Below are 22,569 nucleotides of genomic sequence, written 5' to 3' on the forward strand. Positions count from 1 at the left end.
TCGCGCGTCTGTGGCATTGGGCCGTCAGCAGCGTTCACAACCAGGATCGCGCCGTCCATCTGCGCCGCACCGGTGATCATGTTCTTGACGTAGTCGGCGTGGCCGGGGCAGTCAACGTGCGCGTAGTGACGGTTCTCGGTCTCATATTCCACGTGCGCGGTAGAGATCGTGATCCCACGAGCCTTCTCTTCGGGCGCGCCATCAATCTGGTCATACGCTTTGAAGTCACCAAAATACTTGGTGATCGCCGCTGTCAGCGTCGTTTTACCGTGGTCAACGTGGCCGATTGTGCCAATGTTGACGTGCGGCTTATTACGTTCAAACTTTTCCTTTGCCATGGTAGTGGCTCCTTCTTAATTCAGTTATTTCTCTGCGCCGAGCAGGCGCTTGCGGACATCCTGAGAGAAGCCCACGATTGTTGCTTTGTAGTCCTGCTCAGGGGTTTGATCCGCCTTCACAGCCGCACCGACCAACCCACCGAGCGCCCATCCGCCCTTGGCTGTGCCGTAGACCTTGGTAGGTTCGAGAACCACCGTGCCATTGCGGGCATCTTTGACAGTCAGCACACCGGAGATTGTGCTTGTGCCGCCAACCAGCAAAGCCTGACCTGGGGAGACCAGATGGAATTGCGTGATGGAGACCTCTGCCTTGACGGGCCGGCTTCCGACTGACCCATCTTTGAGATAGGCCAACAGGTGATTACGGACATCCGCCTGGATTTTTTCGGGGGCGACGGTGATCTGCCGCCCCTTCACACCTTCGATTTGCGAAACGTCAACCGACACATCCACAACCTTAAGGCTGCCCGCTGTCTGTTCATCCAGAAGCGGTTCAGCACAGGCTGCAACGGCTGTCAAAGCAGTCATTGCAAGGAATGAACGCCGGTTCATCATCACGCGAACTTTGCCTGGATCTCGTCAGAGATGTTCTGTGGAACGGCTTCGTAGTGGTCGAACTGCATGGTGAAGTTCGCACGACCAGAAGACATCGAACGCAGGGTGTTGATGTAGCCGAACATGTTCGCCAGAGGCACAAAAGCGTCGATGGCAATCGCGTTACCGCGTGTGTCCTGACCCTGTACCTGACCGCGACGCGATGTCAGATCACCGATGATGCCGCCTGTGTATTCTTCAGGTGTGACAACTTCGACTTTCATGATTGGCTCAAGCATTTTCGCGCCCGCTTTGCGCATGCCTTCGCGCATACCCATGCGGGCCGCGATTTCAAACGCCAGAACGGAGGAGTCAACGTCGTGGAACTTACCGTCGATCAACGCCACTTTGAAGTCGATCACAGGGAAGCCGGCCAGAGGACCGCTGTCCATGACAGAGTTGATACCTTTTTCAACGCCCGGAATGTATTCCTTTGGAACAGCACCACCAACGATGCGGCTCTCGAAGGAATAGCCTTCGCCTGGCTCGGTTGGCATCAGGATCATTTTCACTTCCGCAAACTGACCGGAACCGCCGGACTGTTTTTTGTGCGTGTAAGTGATCTCAGCTTCACGAGAGATGGTTTCACGATAGGCAACCTGAGGCGCACCAATGTTCGCTTCAACTTTGAATTCACGCTTCAGACGGTCCACGAGGATGTCGAGGTGAAGTTCGCCCATACCCTTCATGATGGTCTGACCGGATTCCAGATCAGTCTCAACACGGAAGGATGGATCCTCGGCAGCCAAACGCTGGAGGCCAATGCCCATTTTCTCTTGGTCGGCCTTCGTTTTAGGCTCAACCGCAATCTCGATCACCGGATCTGGGAAGGTCATTGTTTCCAGAACCACAGGATCGTTAACCGCGCAAAGCGTGTCACCGGTTGTGGTGTCTTTCAGGCCCGCCAGCGCGATGATGTCGCCTGCGAATGCTTCGGTGATTTCTTCACGGTCGTTGGAGTGCATCATCATCATCCGGCCAACGCGCTCTTTACGCTGCTTGGTGGAGTTCAGAAGCGTGTCACCCTTGTTCAGCACACCAGAGTAGATGCGTGTGAACGTCAGTGTACCCACAAACGGGTCGTTCATGATTTTGAACGCAAGGCCAGAGAACGCCATGTTATCGTCCGCGCGGCGGGCAATATCACGTGTTTCTGTTTCATCGCCTGGCTTAAAGCCCATGTAATCAACAACGTCCATCGGGGATGGCAGATAGTCGATCACAGCGTTGAGCAGAGGCTGAACGCCTTTGTTCTTGAACGCAGAACCACACAGAACAGGGATGAACTTGATTTCGAGCGTACCTTTACGGATCAGGCGGCGCAGCGTTTCGATGTCTGGCTCAGTGCCTTCCATCAGATAGGCTTCCATGGCGTCGTCGTCCATTTCAACGGCAACTTCGACCATCTTACCGCGCCATTCGTCGGCCAGCTCTTTCAGCTCTGCGCGAATTGGGCGTTTTTCCCAGGATGCGCCCAGGTCTTCACCGGCCCAGACCCATTCTTCCATGGTCACGAGGTCGATCATGCCTTCCAGCTCGGTCTCTGCCCCGATTGGGATCTGGATCGGGCAAGGTGTGGCACCTGTACGGTCTTGGATCATGTGAACGCAGTTAAAGAAGTCCGCGCCGATCTTGTCCATTTTGTTGACGAACACAATGCGTGGAACTTTGTACCGGTCGGCCTGACGCCAAACAGTTTCGGTCTGCGGCTCAACACCGGCGTTGGCGTCCAGAACGGCAACCGCGCCGTCGAGAACAGCCAAGGAACGCTCAACTTCGATGGTGAAGTCAACGTGGCCCGGGGTGTCGATGATGTTCATCCGGTGCTTTTCAGTGTCGGCTGTTTCGCCGTCCTCTGTACGCTCCCAGAATGTGGTGGTCGCAGCGGAAGTGATGGTGATGCCACGTTCCTGTTCCTGCTCCATCCAGTCCATCGTGGCGGCGCCATCGTGCACCTCACCGATGTTGTGGGATTTGCCTGTATAATACAGGATACGCTCGGAACATGTGGTCTTGCCGGCATCAATGTGAGCCATGATGCCGAAGTTGCGATAGCGGTCTAGCGGATAGTCGCGTGCCATTTGAAAAGCTTCCTCAGGAGTGTGCTTTGAAAAGGGCCAAAGCCCAATGAAACGATGGGGCCCAGCGGATCTGAGCCCCGATCTTGTATTCTAGATTACCAGCGGTAGTGGCTGAACGCTTTGTTGGCGTCGGCCATCTTGTGCGTGTCTTCGCGCTTTTTCACCGCGGTGCCGCGGGACTGAACAGCATCCAGAAGTTCGCCTGCGAGGCGCTCTTCCATTGTGTTCTCGTTGCGGGCACGGGCCGCTTTGATCAACCAACGGATGGCCAATGCAACGCGGCGCTCAGGGCGCACTTCTACAGGCACCTGATACGTCGCACCACCGACGCGGCGCGAACGCACTTCGACGGATGGCTGGATGTTTTCAAGCGCTTCGTGGAACACTTCGATGGGTGCGCGTTTGATTTTGTCTTCAACGCGGTTCATCGCGCTATAGACGATACGCTCGGCGACGGATTTTTTGCCGTCGATCATCAGGTTGTTCATGAATTTGGTCAGAACCAGATCGCCATACTTGGCGTCTGGCAGTACTTCGCGTTTTTCAGCGGCGTGACGGCGTGACATGTCGTTGTCTTCCTTGGAATTTGGGGCGGCGGGGTAAACCCCGCCCTACGGATGGACGGTAGGGCGGGGTTCACCCCGCCACTGCGATTACTTGGGACGCTTGGCGCCATACTTGGAACGGCGCTGCTTACGGTCTTTAACGCCCTGAGTATCCAGAACACCGCGCAGGATGTGGTAACGCACACCGGGAAGGTCTTTTACACGACCGCCGCGGATCAGAACCACAGAGTGTTCCTGAAGGTTGTGGCTTTCACCGGGAATGTAGGAGATCACTTCGAAACCGTTGGTCAGGCGAACCTTGGCCACTTTCCGCATCGCGGAGTTCGGTTTCTTAGGAGTGGTTGTGTAAACGCGTGTACATACGCCGCGCTTTTGTGGGCACTCTTGCAAGTGCATGGATTTGGATCGTTTGATTTTAGGCTGCCGCGGTTTGCGGATCAGCTGCTGGATCGTTGGCATTCAGGTTATCCCCGTCTTAGCTCACATGGTGCACGAGGAGGCCCCCATGCGGTTTCAAATTCGGTGCTTTGCATCATGCAAAGACTTTTGCGTGGCCCTCTGCCTGTGCCGCACATAGTGCAACGCAAAATCACCGCAGCGTTTCCGTACCGGGGAAAACGTGGCGGTGGGGCTACAGAGGATCGGGTCAGCATTAGACCGGATCTTGACCACTTTGGTTCTGATGTCGGTTTGGCGGGTTTTCCCCCACCTTCCGAGATAGCGGGCGTATAGGAGGTTGCAGCCCAGCTGTCAACAGCTGCCCCTCCCTTGCGCGGGCCTGCGCGGGCTGCAATGTTGGCGTGAACTGGTTAACCAACTTTGACAAGGTCCGCACTCCATATGCAAGCCATCGGCATCTGCCGCTTTTCCTACCCCGGTGACGGCGGTTTTCAGGTTGAACATGACAGCCTGAAGGCGCGGATGGACTATCTATATGCCCCTGCCCGCATGGACGAACGCTTTGCCACTTTCGAGACAATGATGCTGCCACCGCTGCGCGCCCAGACAGATGATGATTTCACACTGGCCGTGGTGATTGGCGACAGCCTGCCGGATCAATACCGCGACCGGCTTGAGGCGCTATTGGCCGATATGCCGCAGGCGGTGATCCTGCCCCGCGCCCCTGGCCCGCACCGCAAAGTGATGCAAGACGCCACCAACAGCGTCAGACGATTCGATGACGCACCCTGCCTGCAATTCCGGATGGATGACGATGACGCTGTGGCCTGCAACTATATCGAGAAACTGCGCCAAGCCGCCCGTGATGTCGCCCCGATGGCCGCACGGCATCGCCATATCGCCATTGATTTCAACCAAGGTTACATCGTGCAACCCGGCCCGGACGGCTTATTGGCCGCGCCCACCCAAGCGCCCTACGCCGCCGCCGCATTGGCGCTGATGATCCGGCACGATCTGCCGCTGAGCGTGATGAACTTCGCCCATATGAAGGTGGGCCGGAAAATGCCCACTGTGACATTCACAGGTGAGGATATGATGCTGCGCGGGCACAACGCCTATAACGATTCCCGGCAAAAACCCGGCATCAAACAACCGGATTTTGCGCCGCTGGATGCCGCTGCCAAAGCCCACTTCAAAAAGGTCTTTAACGTGGATGCAGGCAGTGTCGCTGCGGCCTTTGCCGCGTTGCCATCAACCGCCCGCTAACTTGCGCTCGCGGTAAAGCGTAAAGATCCCGGTTCCCACAACGATACCCGCGCCGGTCAATGTCATCCATCCGGGCCATTCACCAAAGAACACAAAGCCAAGCAGCAACGCCCAAACAAGCCCCGTGTACCGGAACGGTGCAATGAAGGAGACATCGCCGATCCGCATCACGTGGATGGAAAAGAAATAGCCGCCCAGAACCAGCACGGCAGATGCCGCAATCAGCAGCCCGACGGAAGGATCAACTGCGACCCATGGCTCTGTCAAAGACGCCAGACCGGCCGCAATCAGAACCGTCAACGCGGTGACCAAGGTGACCGTCATCGACGGCACAGAGGGCGACAGTTTGCGGGTGATCAAATCACGGAACGTCACACCCAGCATCGCGATCACCGCATAAAGCGACCAAACGTTAAAGCCCTCAGCCCCCGGCTTTACGATCAACAACACCCCGACAAAACCAACCGCAATCGCAACCATCCGCCGCCAGCCCACGGCCTCGCGCAGAAAGATCGCCGAAGCCAATGTGACGGTCAGCGGCACACATTGCAAAATCGCCGTCAGGTTTGCCAAGGGCATGTTGAACAGCGCGGTGAGAAAGAAATAGGCGATCATCGCCTCGGTCACCGCGCGGATCATGATCAGCGCCCAATCGCGGCGCGCAATGTCAAAATGCAATGCGCCAAGCCGCCCCTTCGTGACAAGGATCAACGCACAAGAAATCAACCCACGCAGAAACAACAGCTGAAACAGCGGCACTGCGCCACCGGTTAGTTTAAGGACCGCGTCACTGACCACAAAACAGGCCATCGACGCCATCATCAGCAGCGCACCCACCAGATTTGGTGACATTCAGAACTTCTCCAGCATTTCGGGGGTCAAATCGAAGCCCTCGCGCAAGTTGCGCCGGATCCCCGCCGGGCGCAACTGCCCGCGCCGCCCCGTGGTGGAGGCGGCTGAATCGTTGTCCTGATGCACCGATCGGATAAACATCGGCCGCGTCGTCTCGGTGTAGCAATCGTAGTATTCGGTCAACTGCCGGTGATTGCGCCGGAAAATCGTGGCTGGATCCCCCTTGGGCGCAATCATCGCAAGCCCGATGCCCAGCGGCGTGCGTTCGTACCATTCGGTGATTGGTTCCGGCGCAGAGGGATCAAAGTAGAAGCCACGATTGAACCCGATCACAAATGGCCGCTTGTTCTCGCGGGTTTGCAACAATGCGCCGCCCAAACTGCGAATGCGGGCCAGCGTCGTGCGGTGCATCGCATCGTCGTCATCTTGCCGGAAGGTCGCAATATGGGTCGCCTTGGGATGTTCGGGAAGCGCGGCAAATGCCTGTTTGACAGCCTGAATATGCACCATGGGCGGCAGGGCAACGATATGGGCCTGCTTGAAATCGACCAACAGGTTTTCAAGCCGCTGTCGCGCCGCGTCTGGCAGGCTGTCGCCAATCAGGATCGCCACCGAAAAATCCGGATCATCCTGTATTGCCAGTGAATGCAGCGCCAGCCGTTCAAACAGTGCAAACCGCCGTTCAAGCCTGTCTGGATCATAAAGAGTTGCGCGGGCTTTCTCGATCCCATGCGCCGAATTGGCAAAGCCGTTTTCGGACAGGTATGAAAACCGTATCAACCCTTTGATCTGTATCCGATGTGCCTGTGCCATCCGCGCCCTGCTACTTTTCCATGCAACCTAGGGCAAAGACCGGTCCGGCAAAAGCACCTGATCCAGAAAAGCCGAAAGTCTGGCGTGATCCGTCAGCGCATAAACCCCCGCCACAAACTGGTCAGGGCGGACCAGCACCATCGCGCCGCGCTGCCGGTCAATGCCCCGCATATCAAACAGATCACCAACACCTGACAAATCTGCGCAGAAGATCTTTTCATAATCGGTCAGTCCCAGCCGCCCCTTTGCAGGCCGCAACGCGGCTGGCATCGCGCCAAGATCCAAGTGCCGATGGCCTTGCTGAAACACCGCCCGCAGATCAATAACCGCGTCGCGGTCATCGCCCGTGCGGGTCACCTCGGCCACCGTGCCAGATGCAAGCGCGTCGCAGACATTGGCCACTGCGCCACCCGCTGCGCCAGTATCGCCCTCATCCGCGAAAAGGATCACCCGCCAACGCCCGTCCGCCCGCATGACATGAGCAAGCTGCAAAGGTTTGGCATCCGCCAACCGGATCACCGGCGCAGAGTGAAACCGCGCACCGACAAGCAATCCGGCAGCAAGGCTTTGGTCGCATCCGGCAGCGATGACACCGGATGGATCATACCGCGTTTCGACCCCAGCGGTGTAGCGGCCATGCTTTTGAAAATATGCCTGAAACGTCGCCTCCTCGCTGGATTTGCGATCTTTCGAGCTGAAGAGTTTGGCCATATCACGATCAAAATCTATCAGCTCCTGCGCTTTGGCCTGCCGTTCCTCTGAAAAGCTTTTCAGAAGCCTCGGCGCCGCCTGCCCGCGCAGAACTGCGGCCAGCTTCCAACCCAGATTAAACGTGTCGGCCATGGATACATTCATGCCCTGCCCCGCCTTGGGGCTGTGGGTGTGGCAGGCATCCCCAGCGATAAACACATGCGGATCGTCCCCGCTATGTAAAGCTCCGCCCAGATTGTCGAACCGCGCCGAGACCCGCTGCCCGATCTCATAAGCCGAGCACCAGACCACCTCTTTCACGTCAAACTGATAAGGCGACAAGATCGCGCGCGCCCGCTGGATCAACATCTCGGAGGTCACATTGCGGTCCGCTGCGCGTTCATCATCTTTCAGCGCGTCCAACTCAATATACAGCCGAACCATGGTTCCGCCCTCACGCGGAATGATCAAAATACTGCCCGCATCCGCAGATTGGATCGCGCATTTTAGCCGGATGTCCGGGAAATCCGTAACCGCCAGCACATCCATCACACCCCAAAGCTGTCGCGCCGATTGTCCTTCAAGACGCAGCCCCATGGCTTTGCGAACGGCGCTGCGGGCACCGTCACAGCCAACGACATATTTCGCCCGCACGACTTCATCCCTGGTCCCGTTTAACCCGCGCAGCTGCGCTACAACCGGATGCGTCGCCTCTTGCTCCATGTGCAGCCCGTCCAGTTCAAGATCATAGTCGGGGAACAGGCGGCTGGGTGCTTTGGCCATCTCTTCGAGAAAGAAATCATGCACCCGGGCCTGACTGAGAATGGTATGGGGCATTTCCGACAGGTCATCTTCGACGTCTTTGATCCGGCCCGCGCGGGCAATGCCGCCGTCCGAAGCGGGACGCCAAAAACACGTCTCGTTCACCCAATAGGCTTCTTTCTTGACGGGATCTGCAAAGCCGAATGCCTCGAACATCTCCATGGACCGGCAGGCGATACCGTCGGCCTGCCCCATCTCAAGCGGCCCTGATTTGCGCTCTACTATGCGGGTCGTGATATCGGAAAACTGCGCAAGTTGCGCCGCAAGGGTCAGGCCTGCGGGCCCGCAACCGATGATGAGAACGTCAACCCTGGACTGGTCCCGGTCTTCGGCCCCACTCTCGGTCCGCACGGAAGGGTCACCGGGCTTAAACCCATCGTAATGATATTGCATAAAAAGCTCCGGCTCGGAAATGCGCCCCTTCCACGCTATCACAGCCGCTCGCCTTGCCAAGTCTTCTGCCCGTCAAAAGAAAAAGCCCCCGCAGCGGTCAGGCTGCGGGGGCTTTTGATTTCAATATCGGGTCAGATCAGCTGCGGCTGTCGTCGTCTGTGATCACCGTGTCAAACACGTCACCACCCACGATGTCATCCGAGCTGGCCGTTGGCGCGGCAAGCGAGGCGGCGGCTTCGGCCTCTTCGCGGCGGGCTTCGATCACGACGTTGTCACGATCTTGCGCCACTTTGCGCATCTGCTGCGTTGCACCGCCGGTGCCCGCCGGGATCAGACGACCCACGATGACGTTCTCTTTGAGGCCAACCAGCTTGTCACGTTTGCCCTGCACCGATGCTTCGGTCAGAACGCGCGTTGTCTCCTGGAAGGACGCCGCAGAGATAAAGCTACGGGTCTGCAAAGATGCCTTAGTGATACCAAGCAGGATCGGTTCGCCCTTGGCAGGACGGCCACCTTTCGACAGTGCCTTTTCGTTGGCCTGATCGAATTCCTGTTTGTCCACGTGTTCACCCTTGAGCAGCGTGGTGTCACCAGATTCCTGGATCTCCCATTTCTGCAACATCTGGCGCACGATCACTTCGATGTGCTTGTCGTTGATCTTCACACCCTGAAGGCGATAAACATCTTGCACTTCGTCGATCATGTAATCGGCCAAGGCCTCAACACCCATAATGGACAGAATGTCGTGCGGCGCGGGGTTACCGTCCATGATGTAATCGCCCTTCTGGACAAAATCACCTTCCGCAACCGGAATGTGTTTGCCCTTAGGCACCATGTATTCAACCTTCACGTCGGCATCGTCAGAGGACTCAATCGCGATACGGCGCTTGTTTTTGTAGTCCTTGCCAAAGCGTACGTAACCGTCGATTTCCGCGATGATGGCGTGATCTTTGGGGCGACGTGCCTCAAAGAGTTCGGCCACACGTGGCAGACCACCGGTGATGTCCTTGGTTTTGGCACCCTCACGCGGGATACGCGCAACAACGTCACCGGCCTGAATTTCAGAACCGTCCTCAATGGACAGAACCGCATCAACAGACATCGGATAGGTCACAGGGTTGCCCGCATCATTGCGCACAGGCTCACCGTTGGCATCGACCAGAATGATCTCTGGCTTCAGCTCGTTGCCTTTGGGCGCTGCACGCCAGTCGATCACGATCTTCTGGGTCATACCGGTTGCATCATCGGTCTCGTCACGGACAGCAATGCCCGAAACCAGATCAACAAATTTGGTTGTACCGGATTTCTCAGCGATGATCGGCAGTGTGTAGGGATCCCATTCAAACAGCTTGTCGCCACGTGCAATCGCTTGCCCGTCTTTGACAAACAGTTTGGAACCATAGCCAACCTTGTGGCTGGCACGCTCTTCCCCGTCATCACCCTGGATGGACAGCTTCATGTTCCGGCCCATAACCATGATCTCGCCTGCGGCGTTCTCAAGGGTCTGTGCGTTTTCAAACACGATTTTGCCTTCCTGAGAGGCCTCAAGGAACGACTGTTGGCCACCCTGCGCAACGCCGCCGATGTGGAACGTCCGCATCGTCAGCTGTGTACCCGGCTCACCAATGGATTGCGCCGCGATGATACCCACCGCTTCGCCCTGGTTCACCAAGGTACCGCGTGCAAGGTCACGGCCATAGCACATGGCGCAAACACCTTCTTCGGCGTCACAGGTCAGCGGCGACCGGATGCGTGTGGATTGAACACCCGCCTCTTCGATTGCATCCGACATGCGTTCGTCGATCAACGATCCTGCTGGCACCAGCACTTCGTCAGTGCCCGGCTTATGGATGTCATCCGCCGCCACACGGCCCAGCAAACGCTCGGCCAGAGAAGAGACAACTTCACCATCGTTCACGGCCGCTTCGGCGGTGATGGCGGTTTCAGTTCCACAATCATGCATACGCACGATGCAATCCTGCGCAACGTCCACCAGACGACGTGTCAGGTAACCCGAGTTTGCTGTTTTCAAAGCCGTATCCGACAGACCCTTACGGGCACCGTGAGTGGAGTTAAAGTACTCCAGAACGGTCAGACCTTCTTTAAAGTTCGAGATGATCGGTGTCTCGATGATGTCGCCATTCGGCTTTGCCATCAAGCCGCGCATCCCGCCCAGCTGTTTCATCTGTGTTACAGAACCACGCGCACCGGAGTGGGCCATCATGTAAACAGAGTTTGGCTCCATCTCGGCGCCATTGTCGTCATGACGTTCCGCAGAAATCGACCCCATCATCGCATCGGTGACCTTGTCGTTACACTTCGACCAGGCATCAACAACTTTGTTGTACTTTTCACCCTGAGTGATCAGGCCGTCCATGTACTGTTGTTCAAAGTCTTTCACCTGTCCGCGTGTCTCATCAACCAACGTCCATTTGCTTTCCGGGATCAACATGTCGTCCTTACCGAACGAAATGCCCGCCTTGAACGCCTCACGGAAACCCATCGTCATGATCTGGTCACAGAAGATCACAGATTCTTTCTGGCCGCAGTAACGGTAGACCGTATCGATGACCTGCTGCACTTCTTTCTTACGCAGCAGACGGTTCACCAGATCAAAAGGTGCCTTTGTGTTCAGCGGCAGCAACGCACCCAAACGGACACGGCCCGGCGTTGTGTCAAAGCGCACAAGCACTTCGTTGCCTTCGTCGTCGATCTGTTTGATCCGTGCTTTGATCTTGGTGTGCAAATGCACTTCACCCGCGTCAAGCGCATGCTGCACTTCATCAACGGTGCCGAACACTTTGCCTTCGCCAACCATGCCATCGCGTGCAAGGGTCGTATAGTACAGACCCAAGATCATATCCTGCGATGGAACAATGATAGGCGCGCCGTTTGCAGGCGACAGAACGTTATTCGTGGACATCATCAGAACACGCGCTTCAAGCTGTGCCTCAAGCGAGAGCGGCACGTGAACCGCCATCTGGTCACCGTCAAAGTCCGCGTTAAAGGCAGAACAGACCAGCGGGTGCAGCTGGATCGCCTTACCTTCGATCAAGACCGGCTCAAACGCCTGAATGCCAAGACGGTGCAGCGTAGGCGCACGGTTCAGCATGACAGGGTGTTCGCGGATCACTTCATCCAGAATATCCCAAACTTCGGGACGTTCTTTTTCGACCAGTTTCTTGGCTTGCTTCACCGTGGAAGACAGACCTTTGGCCTCAAGACGGCTGTAGATAAACGGCTTGAACAGCTCCAGCGCCATCTTTTTCGGCAGACCGCACTGATGCAGCTTCAGCTCTGGACCGGTCACAATGACCGAACGACCGGAAAAGTCGACGCGCTTACCCAAAAGGTTTTGACGGAAACGACCCTGCTTACCTTTCAGCATGTCAGACAGTGACTTCAGCGGACGCTTGTTGGCGCCGGTAATCACCCGGCCACGGCGGCCGTTGTCAAACAACGCATCCACAGATTCCTGCAACATCCGCTTTTCGTTACGTACGATGATATCGGGCGCACGCAGTTCGATCAGACGCTTCAGACGGTTGTTCCGGTTGATCACCCGGCGATACAGATCGTTCAGATCCGACGTCGCAAAGCGGCCACCGTCCAGCGGCACCAGCGGGCGCAGTTCTGGTGGGATCACGGGGATCACGGTCAGAACCATCCATTCCGGACGGTTGCCGGACTCAAGGAAGGATTCAACCACTTTCAGACGCTTGATGATCTTCTTGGGCTTCAGCTCGCCAGTGGCCTCTTTCAGATCAGCACGCAGCTGGTCTGCTTCGGCTTCCAGATCAATTGCCGCCAGCATTTCGCGGATCGCCTCAGCGCCGATATTGGCGGTGAAAGCATCCATGCCGTAGGCATCCTGGGCATCCATGTATTCTTCTTCGGTCATCATCTGGCCATAAGTCAGATCCGTCAGACCGGGCTCGATCACCACGTAGTTTTCGAAATACAGAACACGTTCCAGATCGCGCAGGGTCATGTCCAGCATCAGGCCGATCCGGGACGGAAGCGACTTGAGGAACCAGATATGCGCAACCGGCGCGGCCAGTTCGATGTGGCCCATGCGTTCGCGGCGGACCTTTTGCAGCGTGACTTCCACACCGCACTTTTCGCAGACAACGCCGCGATATTTCATGCGCTTATATTTGCCGCAGAGGCATTCGTAATCTTTGATCGGTCCAAAGATACGCGCACAGAACAAACCGTCACGTTCTGGCTTGAACGTCCGGTAGTTGATGGTTTCTGGTTTCTTGATCTCACCGAAAGACCAGCTCAAAATCCGCTCTGGCGAGGCCAGCGAGACTTTGATCTCGTCAAACACCTTGGGAGGTGTGAGCGGGTTGAACGGGTTGTTTGTCAGTTCCTGGTTCATTTTCAAATCCTTGAAAGGGGAGCGTTAGGCAAATGTTTGGGGGTCGTTTTCTTTGAAAGAAAACGGTCGGGAATTTTCAAAATTCCCGAGCCATCCCTCACTCATCTTCCTCCGCATCCAGGAGTTCCATATTCAGGCCGAGGCCGCGCACTTCCTTGACGAGAACGTTAAAGCTCTCTGGGATGCCCGCTTCGAAGTTGTCCTCGCCCTTGACGATGCTTTCATAGACCTTGGTCCGGCCTGCCACGTCGTCCGACTTAACGGTGAGCATTTCCTGCAGGGTATAGGCGGCGCCATAAGCTTCGAGAGCCCAGACTTCCATTTCCCCGAAACGCTGACCACCAAACTGCGCTTTACCGCCCAATGGCTGCTGGGTGACCAGCGAGTATGGACCAGTTGAACGCGCGTGGATTTTGTCATCCACAAGGTGGTGCAGTTTCAGCAGGTATTTGACACCCACGGTGACAGGACGCGCAAACTGCTCGCCTGTGCGACCGTCAAACAGAACCGATTGGCCCGAGCTGCTAAAGCCCGCACGCACCAGCGCATCGTTCACGTCCGCTTCTTTTGCGCCGTCAAAAACAGGTGTCGCAATCGGAACGCCGCGTGTGACATTGCCCGCCGCTTCGAGGAGGGTATCCTCGTCCATGCCGGTGATGCCCTCTTGATAGACATCCTCGCCATAGGCCAGGCTCATCGCTTCGCGCACAGGGGTCAAATCGCCGGAGCGCTTGTATTCCTGCAACGCTTCATCAACGTTCACACCCAGACCGCGTGCAGCCCAACCCATATGGGTTTCAAGGATCTGACCGACGTTCATACGCGATGGAACACCCAGCGGGTTCAAACAGAAATCAACCGGTGTACCATCGGCAAGGAACGGCATGTCTTCCATCGGTACAACCTTGGAAATAACACCTTTGTTCCCGTGACGGCCCGCCATTTTGTCGCCCGGCTGCAGCTTGCGCTTCACCGCGACAAAGACTTTGACCATCTTCATCACACCCGGAGGCAGATCGTCGCCGCGGCGCACTTTCTCGACCTTGTCCTCAAACCGTGCATCCAAGGCCCGTTTCTGGATCTCGTACTGCTCGTTCAGGGCTTCGACGATTTTGGCGTCGTCTTCGTCCTCAAGCGCGAGCTGCCACCACTGACCACGGGTCAGCTGCTCTGTCAGCAACTCTTCGGTGATCTGGCTGTTCGGTTTGACACCCTTGGGGCCTTTGACCGCGATTTTACCCATGATCATCTGCTTGAGACGAGCATAGATGTTGCGGTCAAGGATCGCCAATTCGTCGTCCCGGTCACGCGCCAGACGTTCGACCTCTTCACGCTCGATCTGCAGCGCACGTTCGTCTTTTTCCACACCATGGCGGTTAAAGACGCGCACTTCGACAACCGTTCCGAAATCGCCCGGCTTCACGCGCAGCGATGTATCGCGCACGTCAGAGGCTTTCTCACCAAAGATGGCACGCAGAAGCTTTTCTTCCGGTGTCATCGGGCTTTCGCCTTTTGGTGTGATCTTACCGACCAGAATATCGCCCGGCTCAACATCCGCGCCGATGTAAACGATGCCCGCCTCGTCGAGGTTGCGCAGCGCTTCTTCACCGACGTTTGGAATGTCGCGGGTGATTTCTTCTGGCCCAAGTTTGGTGTCACGCGCGGCGACTTCAAACTCTTCGATGTGGATCGAGGTAAAGACGTCATCACGTGAAATCCGCTCGGAAATCAGGATGGAGTCCTCATAGTTGTAGCCGTTCCAAGGCATAAACGCGACGACCACGTTTTTACCAAGGGCCAACTCGCCCATGTCTGTGGATGGGCCATCTGCCACAACTTGACCTTTTTGAACCCGGTCACCCACTTTCACCAGCGGACGCTGGTTGATGCAGGTGTTCTGGTTCGAACGCTGGAACTTGCGCATGCGGTGGATGTCCACGCCTGCATCGCCCAGCTCAAGGTCTTCGGTCGCCCGGATCACGATACGCTGTGCATCAACTTGGTCGATGATGCCGCCACGTTTGGCCATGATCGCAGCGCCGGAATCGCGCGCCACAACTTCTTCGATACCTGTCCCGACAAGTGGTGCTTCTGCTTGCAGCAGTGGCACAGCCTGACGTTGCATGTTCGAACCCATCAAGGCGCGGTTGGCGTCATCGTTTTCAAGGAACGGGATCAAAGAGGCCGCAACCGACACCAACTGCTTGGGCGATACGTCAATCAGATCCACGTTTTCCGATGGGGCCAGTGTATAGTCGCCGGACTGACGGGTGGAGACCAGATCGTTCACGAACTTCATGTTGCCATCAAGATTCGCGTTCGCCTGCGCCACGGTGTGACGCATCTCTTCGGTGGCGGACATGTAGTGAACCTCATCGGTCACAACGCTGTCTTTCACCACACGATATGGCGTTTCGATAAAGCCGTATTTGTTCACACGGGCAAAGGTCGCCAGTGAGTTGATCAGACCAATGTTCGGGCCTTCCGGCGTTTCAATCGGACACATCCGGCCATAGTGGGTCGGGTGAACGTCACGCACTTCAAAGCCGGCACGCTCGCGGGTCAGACCGCCAGGTCCAAGCGCGGAAAGGCGACGCTTGTGCGTCACTTCGGACAGCGGGTTGGTTTGGTCCATGAACTGCGACAGCTGCGAAGAGCCGAAGAATTCACGTACCGCAGCCGCGGCCGGTTTGGCGTTGATCAGGTCTTGTGGCATCACGGTGTCGATCTCGACGGAGGACATCCGCTCTTTGATCGCCCGTTCCATGCGCAGCAGGCCAACGCGGTACTGGTTTTCCATCAGTTCGCCAACAGAACGCACCCGGCGGTTGCCGAGGTGGTCAATGTCGTCGATGTCGCCGCGACCATCGCGCAGATCCACCAGCGCCTTGATGCAGGCCACGATATCTTCGCGGCGCAGCGTGCGCTGGGTGTCTTCTGCATCGAGGTTGAGACGCATGTTCATTTTCACACGGCCAACAGCCGACAGATCATAACGCTCTGAATCAAAGAACAACGTGTCAAACAGCGCAGAGGCCGCTTCGACGGTGGGCGGCTCGCCGGGACGCATGACGCGGTAAATGTCCATGAGCGCGGTGTCGCGGTTCATGTTTTTGTCATTCGCCATGGTGTTGCGCATGTAGGGGCCGACATTGACGTTGTCGATGTCCAAGAGTGGGATCTCGGTGATGCCCGCGTCGATCAGTTCTTTGGCTGTACCGCCGATCAGATCGCCGTCTTTGTCGTATTCCAGCGTCAACTCATCACCGGCTTCGACATAGATCGCGCCGTTTTCTTCGTTGATGATGTCTTTGGCGACAAATTTGCCGACGATATGGTCAAACGGCAAAAGCAGGTCTTTGACCGCACCTTCGTCGATCAACTTTTTCACCGCGCGAGGCGTGACTTTCTTGCCCGCTTCAAACAGGACTTCGCCTGTCTTTGCGTCAACAATGTCGTAAGTCGGACGTGTGCCCCGCACACGCTCAGGGAAGAACGGCGCAACCCAGCCTTTGTTCTTCTTCAACTTATAGCTGACAGTATTGTAGTAAGCATCCATGATGCTTTCCTGATCCAAACCCAGCGCATAAAGCAGGGTTGTCACAGGCAGTTTGCGGCGGCGGTCGATCCGCGCAAAGACGATGTCTTTTGCGTCGAATTCAAAGTCGAGCCAGCTGCCGCGGTATGGGATGATGCGGCAGGCAAACAGCAGTTTACCAGACGAGTGGGTTTTGCCCTTGTCGTGGTCAAAGAATACACCAGGCGAACGGTGCATCTGGGATACGATCACACGCTCGGTGCCGTTCACGATGAACGTGCCGTTTGGTGTCATCAAAGGCATGTCGCCCATAAAGACGTCTTGTTCTTTGATGTCTTTGACCGATTTCGCGCCGGTATCTTCGTCGATATCAAACACGATCAGACGCAAGGTGACTTTCAGCGGCGCCGAATAGGTCATATCGCGCTGCTGGCACTCTTCTACGTCGTACTTTGGTTTTTCCAGCTCATACTTGACGTATTCAAGCACGCTGGTTTCATTGAAGTCCTTGATCGGGAAAACCGACTGGAAAACGCCCATGATACCCTCACCATCGGTGGGGGTCTCGGCATCGCCGGAATTCAGGAACAGATCATACGAGGATTTCTGCACCTCGATCAGATTTGGCATCTCCAGCACTTCGCGGATTTTGCCGTAATATTTACGAAGACGTTTCTGGCCAAGAAAAGTTTGTGCCATGTGTCGTGTCACCTTTCGTGTCTCTTGCCGAGCGCACCAACCACCGGGGCCGTGGTGTGCGCCCATAAGAGCGGAAGCATCCGGTCAATTCTTGAGACACGTCCCACCGCGCCTCTTCCGACCTTTGGACCTTTCCAGAAGGAGGCTTTCGCAAAAGCACCCTTCAAGACAGGTTTGGCTGGACAGGGAAATCTCCCCATCCAGCCAATTTTTTTCTCCGGGAGCATCGGAAACTTCAGAAGTTTCCGACCGCTTTGTTTGAAACAAAGCGTTCCCTTTTTCGCCCGACTTAGGCCAGCTCGACTTCGGCGCCAGCTGCTTCCAGCTTCGCTTTGACGTCTTCTGCTTCGGCTTTGTCGACGCCTTCTTTGATTTTGCCGCCGGCTTCAACCAGATCTTTGGCTTCTTTCAGGCCAAGACCGGTGATGCCGCGAACTTCCTTGATCACGTTGATCTTGGATGCGCCAGCGTTCTTCAGAACGACGTCAAATTCGGTTTTTTCTTCTTCAGCGGCGCCACCATCGGCAGGGCCAGCCATCATTACAGCGCCACCGGCAGCTGGTTCGATGCCATACTCGTCTTTGAGGATGGTTTTCAGTTCTTGTGCTTCAAGCAGTGTCAGACCAACGATCTCTTCTGCCAGTTTCTTCAGATCAGCCATGTTTAGCTCTTTCCGTTAACGATATGTGTGTTCCAACGTGTTGTTTCAACCAACGCGTCGATATGACGTTTGCTTTACGCAGCTTTGTCCTCGATCGTGGACAAAATGGATGCGATATTGCTTGCAGGTGCGCCAATGGCCCCGGCGATGTTGGAAGCAGGTGCGCCCAGCATGCCCGCGATGGTGGAGATAAGCTCCTCCCGCGAAGGCATCTTGGACACGGCTTCAACACCGGCGACGTCCAGAGCGTTCTCGCCCATAGCACCACCAAGGATAACGAACTTTTGGTTCTCCTTGGCGAATTCCTGAGCAACCTTGGCCGCGGCCACAGGATCCTCAGAATAGGTCAGAACGGTCATACCCGTCAGCAAGGAAGAAATGCTTTCGCATGGCTTCCCGTCGAGGGCAATTTTGGCGAGCCTGTTCTTGGCAACACGCACGGCCCCGCCAGCGGCACGAGCACGCGCGCGAAGGTCCTGCATTTCAGCAACTGTCAGACCGACGTAGTGGGCTACCACAACGACGCCAGAGCTTTCAAAGATTTGGCCGAGCTCGTCGACCAACTGTTCTTTTTGTGCTCTATCCACAGTTTCACTCCAGTAAGGGAGGGGTGACCCTCCGGCTCAGTTCTGCCGGGACGAAAGTCCCGACTAATCGGGTCCTTACGGGGTCCTGCGCATCGCTGCGGATGGCTAATAAAGCTACCCGAAGAAAATCTGCCGTTACCCGTCTCAGGCAGGAATTATGTCATGCGGTTGCGTGACACCCACCGTCTCGGACGAATCGCCCATGGGAATACGTGATGCACTCCTATGGACAGAGGCGCGGAATAGATTGTTTTGGGGTAAATGTGAAGGGGCATTTACAAAAAACCGGATGCCGCCACGTCAGCAACCTGAAATTGTCCTACTGCCTTGCCTTCACGCGGCCTGCGCCAACTGTCCGGGAAAGTAGTCTTCGACCAGTCCCGCCATATTCAGCCGCACCTCAAGGCGCGATTGCAGAAGCTCTAGCAAACGCAACTGATCGTCGTCAAACACATGCAGCCTGTCATAGACTTCGCGCAACCGATCTTCGGTGTTCGGGCCTTCTAAACACGCCCGGAGATATTCTTTGAAGTTCTCCCGGAACCCGCGCGAACTTAGCCGCCATTCCAGCTTGGACCGCCAGACATCATACCCCTGATCAAAGAAGTGCAGGACATATGCGCCTTCGCCATGGCCCAACACCTGATCCAACACCCGCTCCCCATCCGGGCCTTGCATAAAGTGTTGCCGCATCTGAAAGCCCTCAAGCCCGGCCCGTGTCGCCGTTTTGCCGATGGTATGCCCGCTCAGCCCGCGGCGTTTGACCATAAAGGGGGTGAGGTCATCATAGACCCGCTCGCAAGCCTCATCCGACATAGCGAGGCGAAATTGCAGGTGCGGCGTCTGCGGGCATTGGATCGCCTCGGCAGGACGCAGGGTTACAGAACGGACGTCATCAGTCTGCGCGGCCAGCAAGTTGCGCAGATTGCGGCCCTGCACATAGGCCAACTCATCGCCATCCACGTTCAGGAACCAGCCCTCGGTCAGCCCATCGTAAACATATTGCATCGCCCGGTTCTGACGGCGGGTGAACCGCGTGCGCGGACGGCATCCAAGGTTGATCCAGAAACTGCGAGTACAGCGGATGCACCGCACCTTGGGATGATCGCGCAAAACTTCGATGGCCGGATCGAGCGGATCATCAAAACACAAGACGATCTGATCGGCGCCCGCATCCAGATACCAGCTCACAAACCGCAGCGTGGTTTCCAGCGGCTCTCGCAAAATCGCCCCGACCGTCAGCATGGCCATGCCACCACCCGGCGGGGAAATATCACTTTATGCTGCATTCTGCACCTTGCCCTCACTTGCCGAAGGGCACAGGTATGCGGCACCAAAATGGATGTCACTGCTTTGCCCCTCGTCCCGCCCAAAGCGGGGAGCGCCTGAACTTGTTGCTCAGTTAACGCCCGTTTAATGATGGCAATTTGCGACACCATCGCGCCAAAAGCAAAAGGCGAACCCTAAGGTCCGCCTTTTCCAAATCACTTGTTACGTCTGCGCCACAGTGGCGCAACGGGCCAGCTTATTCGCCAGCGGCGTTTTCAACAGCCACAGACACGCCTGGACCCATTGTGGAGCTCAGGTTGATCTTTTTCAGGTATGTCCCTTTGGACCCCGATGGCTTGGCCTTGGCAACAGCGCCAACAAAGGCACGGATGTTTTCAACCAGCTGCGCTTCGCCGAAGGATGCTTTGCCAACACCTGCGTGTACAACGCCGCCTTTTTCAGCTTTGAACTGCACTTCGCCGCCTTTGGCCGCTTTTACAGCGTCCGCAACGTCCATGGTCACTGTGCCAACTTTTGGGTTTGGCATCAGGTTACGTGGGCCAAGCACTTTGCCCAGACGGCCAACGATCGGCATCATGTCTGGTGTCGCGATGCAACGATCAAAGTCGATCTTGCCGGACTGAACGATTTCCATCAGATCCTCTGCGCCCACGATGTCGGCACCAGCCGCTGTCGCTTCTTCTGCTTTTGGACCGCGTGCGAATACCGCAACACGCATGGTTTTACCGGTGCCGTTTGGCAGACCAACCACACCGCGGACCATCTGGTCTGCGTGGCGTGGGTCAACACCAAGGTTCATTGCAATCTCGACGGTCTCGTCGAATTTGACGTTGGAGTTGCCTTTGATCAGCGCAACGGCTTCTTCAACTGTCACGTCTTCTTTGCCGGCGAATGCTTCGCGTGCGGCGCGGGTGCGTTTTCCTAGTTTTGCCATCTTATTTGACCTCGATGCCCATGGACTTCGCAGAGCCCAGAATGATCTTCATAGCCTGATCCACGTCATTGGCGCTCAGGTCGACCATTTTGGCTTCTGCGATTTCACGCAGTTGCTTTGGGGTCACCGAACCAACGGTTTCACGGGACGGAGTTTTGGCACCAGAATTGATCTTGGCCGCTTTTTTCAGGTAGTAGGACGCAGGTGGCGTCTTGATGTCCATGGTAAAGGACTTGTCCTGGAAATAGCTGATCACGGTCGGGCAAGGGGCGCCAGGCTCCAAGTCCGCTGTCTTGGCGTTGAACGCTTTACAGAATTCCATGATGTTGATGCCGCGCTGACCCAATGCTGGACCTACGGGCGGGGACGGGTTGGCTTGCCCCGCTTTAATCTGCAACTTCATCGTACCGACGAGTTTCTTGGCCATTGGCCTTCTCCTTTTCAACTCCCTTGGGACGCGTCCCGCAGGATATGTGTTGCGTGGTCTGGTCTGGTCACCGCGGTGCCCTCGCCTCCCACAAACTGAGTCGCCATTGCGGGCGACTTGCGCGGAGTATAGCGGCGCGGCAGATATTGCAAGGGATTGGTTGAGGAGACACCGAGGGTGGCAGATTTGCCCGCCCGGAATCAATCGGCATCACCGCATCGGGCATCACCGTAGGGCGGGGTTCACCCCGCCACCGCCAAAAAAAGGCGGGGAAAACCCCGCCTGAAATTAGGTTTGCTTGATCACCTGAGTGTATTCCAGCTCGACCGGTGTCTCACGGCCAAAGATCGACACCGACACTTTCAAACGCTGGTTGTCGTCATCGACCTCTTCGATCATGCCGTCAAAGTCTTCAAACGGACCATCCGCCACTTTGACCTTCTCGCCGATCTCGAAGTGAATAAGCGTCCGTGGCGCTTCTTCGCCTTCTTGAACGCGGCCAAGGATGGCCTGCACTTCGGCGTCGCGCATCGGCATCGGACGGCCTTGCGGACCCAAAAACCCGGTGACGCGGTTGATCGAATTGATCAGGTGATAGCCCTGATCGGACATTTCCATGTGGACCAGAACGTAACCGGGCATAAAGCGGCGCTCGGTCGTAACCTTCTTGCCGCGGCGCACTTCGATCACTTCTTCGGTCGGAACCAAAACTTCGTCGATCTGCTCGCTCAGACCCTGCTCCTCAGCAGTTGTGCGGATCTGCTCTGCGATTTTCTTTTCGAAATTCGAAAGAACACTGACCGAATACCACCGTTTTGCCATCTGAACTCTGGTCCCTGTCTTGCGATGCAACCCATCAATCGGGGCATCATAACCGTAAATCATGTCGGGCCAATACCCGGCGCTAGTGAACAAAAAATCGGCGCGCAACTCGAATCGCCGCACGCCCTATTCTCTGGTCAGATCTGCGCAATAGCCCGCGCATCCCGATGATTCAAGTCTGCAAAGCGATTTTTGGCTGGCCTGTGCCGCTTAACCAAACATCCCAAGAACGCCCTGAAGGCCGCTACGGATGATGATATCAACGATGGCAAAGAACACCGCGGTGAGCGCCGCAAGGATAAACACCATCACCGTGGTCAACATCACCTCGCGGCGGGTTGGCCAAACGACCTTGGCAACTTCAGCACGCACCTGCTGGATAAACTGAAGGGGGTTGGTGGTTGCCATGACGG

18 protein-coding genes are annotated in these 22,569 nt (G+C 56.4%); 1 reads left to right on the forward strand and 17 read right to left on the reverse strand.

Going from position 1 to position 22,569, the window contains the following annotated elements:
- The 5 genes from C8N31_RS19285 to rpsL form a co-directional block, all read right to left on the reverse strand.
- On the reverse strand, positions 1-338 hold a 338-nt coding region (locus tag C8N31_RS19285; RefSeq protein WP_211313765.1), incomplete at its 3' end, for a GTP-binding protein.
- Positions 339-362: 24 nt separating this feature from the next.
- Positions 363-866 (reverse strand): DUF6778 family protein, encoded by a 504-nt coding sequence (locus C8N31_RS19290; protein ID WP_156026888.1) that lies wholly within the window; start codon positions 864-866, stop codon positions 363-365.
- Positions 867-892: 26 nt separating this feature from the next.
- Complete coding sequence (fusA, locus tag C8N31_RS19295) at positions 893-3,013, reverse strand: elongation factor G (protein ID WP_025048106.1); 2,121 nt, start codon at positions 3,011-3,013, stop codon at positions 893-895.
- A gap of 95 nt (positions 3,014-3,108) precedes the next feature.
- On the reverse strand, positions 3,109-3,579 hold the full coding sequence (gene rpsG / locus C8N31_RS19300) for a 30S ribosomal protein S7 (RefSeq protein WP_025048107.1): 471 nt from the start codon (positions 3,577-3,579) through the stop codon (positions 3,109-3,111).
- Positions 3,580-3,666: 87 nt separating this feature from the next.
- Positions 3,667-4,038, reverse strand: coding sequence for a 30S ribosomal protein S12 (rpsL, locus tag C8N31_RS19305; protein WP_011570072.1), 372 nt, complete (start codon positions 4,036-4,038; stop codon positions 3,667-3,669).
- Positions 4,039-4,419: 381 nt separating this feature from the next.
- Here rpsL and C8N31_RS19310 point away from each other — a divergent pair, with 381 nt between their 5' ends.
- Positions 4,420-5,244, forward strand: a complete 825-nt coding sequence (locus C8N31_RS19310; RefSeq protein WP_025048108.1) for a putative rhamnosyl transferase — start codon at positions 4,420-4,422, stop codon at positions 5,242-5,244.
- Here C8N31_RS19310 and C8N31_RS19315 read toward each other — a convergent pair.
- The 12 genes from C8N31_RS19315 to secE form a co-directional block, all read right to left on the reverse strand.
- On the reverse strand, positions 5,230-6,096 hold the full coding sequence (locus C8N31_RS19315) for a DMT family transporter (protein ID WP_025048109.1): 867 nt from the start codon (positions 6,094-6,096) through the stop codon (positions 5,230-5,232). The genes C8N31_RS19310 and C8N31_RS19315 overlap by 15 nt on opposite strands.
- On the reverse strand, positions 6,097-6,909 hold the full coding sequence (locus C8N31_RS19320; RefSeq protein ID WP_025048110.1) for a glycosyltransferase: 813 nt from the start codon (positions 6,907-6,909) through the stop codon (positions 6,097-6,099).
- Between the two features lie 27 nt (positions 6,910-6,936).
- The gene (locus C8N31_RS19325) at positions 6,937-8,814 is read right to left on the reverse strand and encodes an FAD-dependent monooxygenase (protein WP_025048111.1); all 1,878 of its coding nucleotides are present in this window, start codon (positions 8,812-8,814) and stop codon (positions 6,937-6,939) included.
- A gap of 136 nt (positions 8,815-8,950) precedes the next feature.
- Positions 8,951-13,198 carry a DNA-directed RNA polymerase subunit beta' gene (gene rpoC, locus C8N31_RS19330; RefSeq protein ID WP_025048112.1) on the reverse strand — a complete coding sequence of 1,416 codons (4,248 nt, stop codon included), beginning with the start codon at positions 13,196-13,198 and terminating at the stop codon, positions 8,951-8,953.
- Between the two features lie 97 nt (positions 13,199-13,295).
- The gene (gene rpoB / locus C8N31_RS19335) at positions 13,296-17,435 is read right to left on the reverse strand and encodes a DNA-directed RNA polymerase subunit beta (protein ID WP_025048113.1); all 4,140 of its coding nucleotides are present in this window, start codon (positions 17,433-17,435) and stop codon (positions 13,296-13,298) included.
- A gap of 289 nt (positions 17,436-17,724) precedes the next feature.
- On the reverse strand, positions 17,725-18,096 hold the full coding sequence (rplL, locus tag C8N31_RS19340; RefSeq protein ID WP_025048114.1) for a 50S ribosomal protein L7/L12: 372 nt from the start codon (positions 18,094-18,096) through the stop codon (positions 17,725-17,727).
- A gap of 74 nt (positions 18,097-18,170) precedes the next feature.
- A complete protein-coding gene (gene rplJ / locus C8N31_RS19345) occupies positions 18,171-18,683 on the reverse strand; it encodes a 50S ribosomal protein L10 (RefSeq protein WP_025048115.1) in 513 nt (170 codons plus the stop codon).
- 333 nt (positions 18,684-19,016) lie between these two features.
- On the reverse strand, positions 19,017-19,934 hold the full coding sequence (locus C8N31_RS19350; RefSeq protein WP_025048116.1) for a glycosyltransferase family 2 protein: 918 nt from the start codon (positions 19,932-19,934) through the stop codon (positions 19,017-19,019).
- Positions 19,935-20,208: 274 nt separating this feature from the next.
- The gene (gene rplA / locus C8N31_RS19355; protein ID WP_025048117.1) at positions 20,209-20,907 is read right to left on the reverse strand and encodes a 50S ribosomal protein L1; all 699 of its coding nucleotides are present in this window, start codon (positions 20,905-20,907) and stop codon (positions 20,209-20,211) included.
- A gap of 1 nt (position 20,908) precedes the next feature.
- Entirely contained in the window at positions 20,909-21,334 is a 426-nt protein-coding gene (rplK, locus tag C8N31_RS19360) for a 50S ribosomal protein L11 (protein WP_025048118.1), read from the reverse strand.
- 288 nt (positions 21,335-21,622) lie between these two features.
- Positions 21,623-22,156 carry a transcription termination/antitermination protein NusG gene (gene nusG / locus C8N31_RS19365; protein ID WP_025048119.1) on the reverse strand — a complete coding sequence of 178 codons (534 nt, stop codon included), beginning with the start codon at positions 22,154-22,156 and terminating at the stop codon, positions 21,623-21,625.
- A gap of 210 nt (positions 22,157-22,366) precedes the next feature.
- Positions 22,367-22,564 carry a preprotein translocase subunit SecE gene (secE, locus tag C8N31_RS19370; protein WP_025048120.1) on the reverse strand — a complete coding sequence of 66 codons (198 nt, stop codon included), beginning with the start codon at positions 22,562-22,564 and terminating at the stop codon, positions 22,367-22,369.
- Positions 22,565-22,569: the final 5 nt, after the last annotated feature.

It is taken from the genome of Sulfitobacter mediterraneus (assembly GCF_003054325.1).
Classification (GTDB): domain Bacteria; phylum Pseudomonadota; class Alphaproteobacteria; order Rhodobacterales; family Rhodobacteraceae; genus Sulfitobacter; species Sulfitobacter mediterraneus.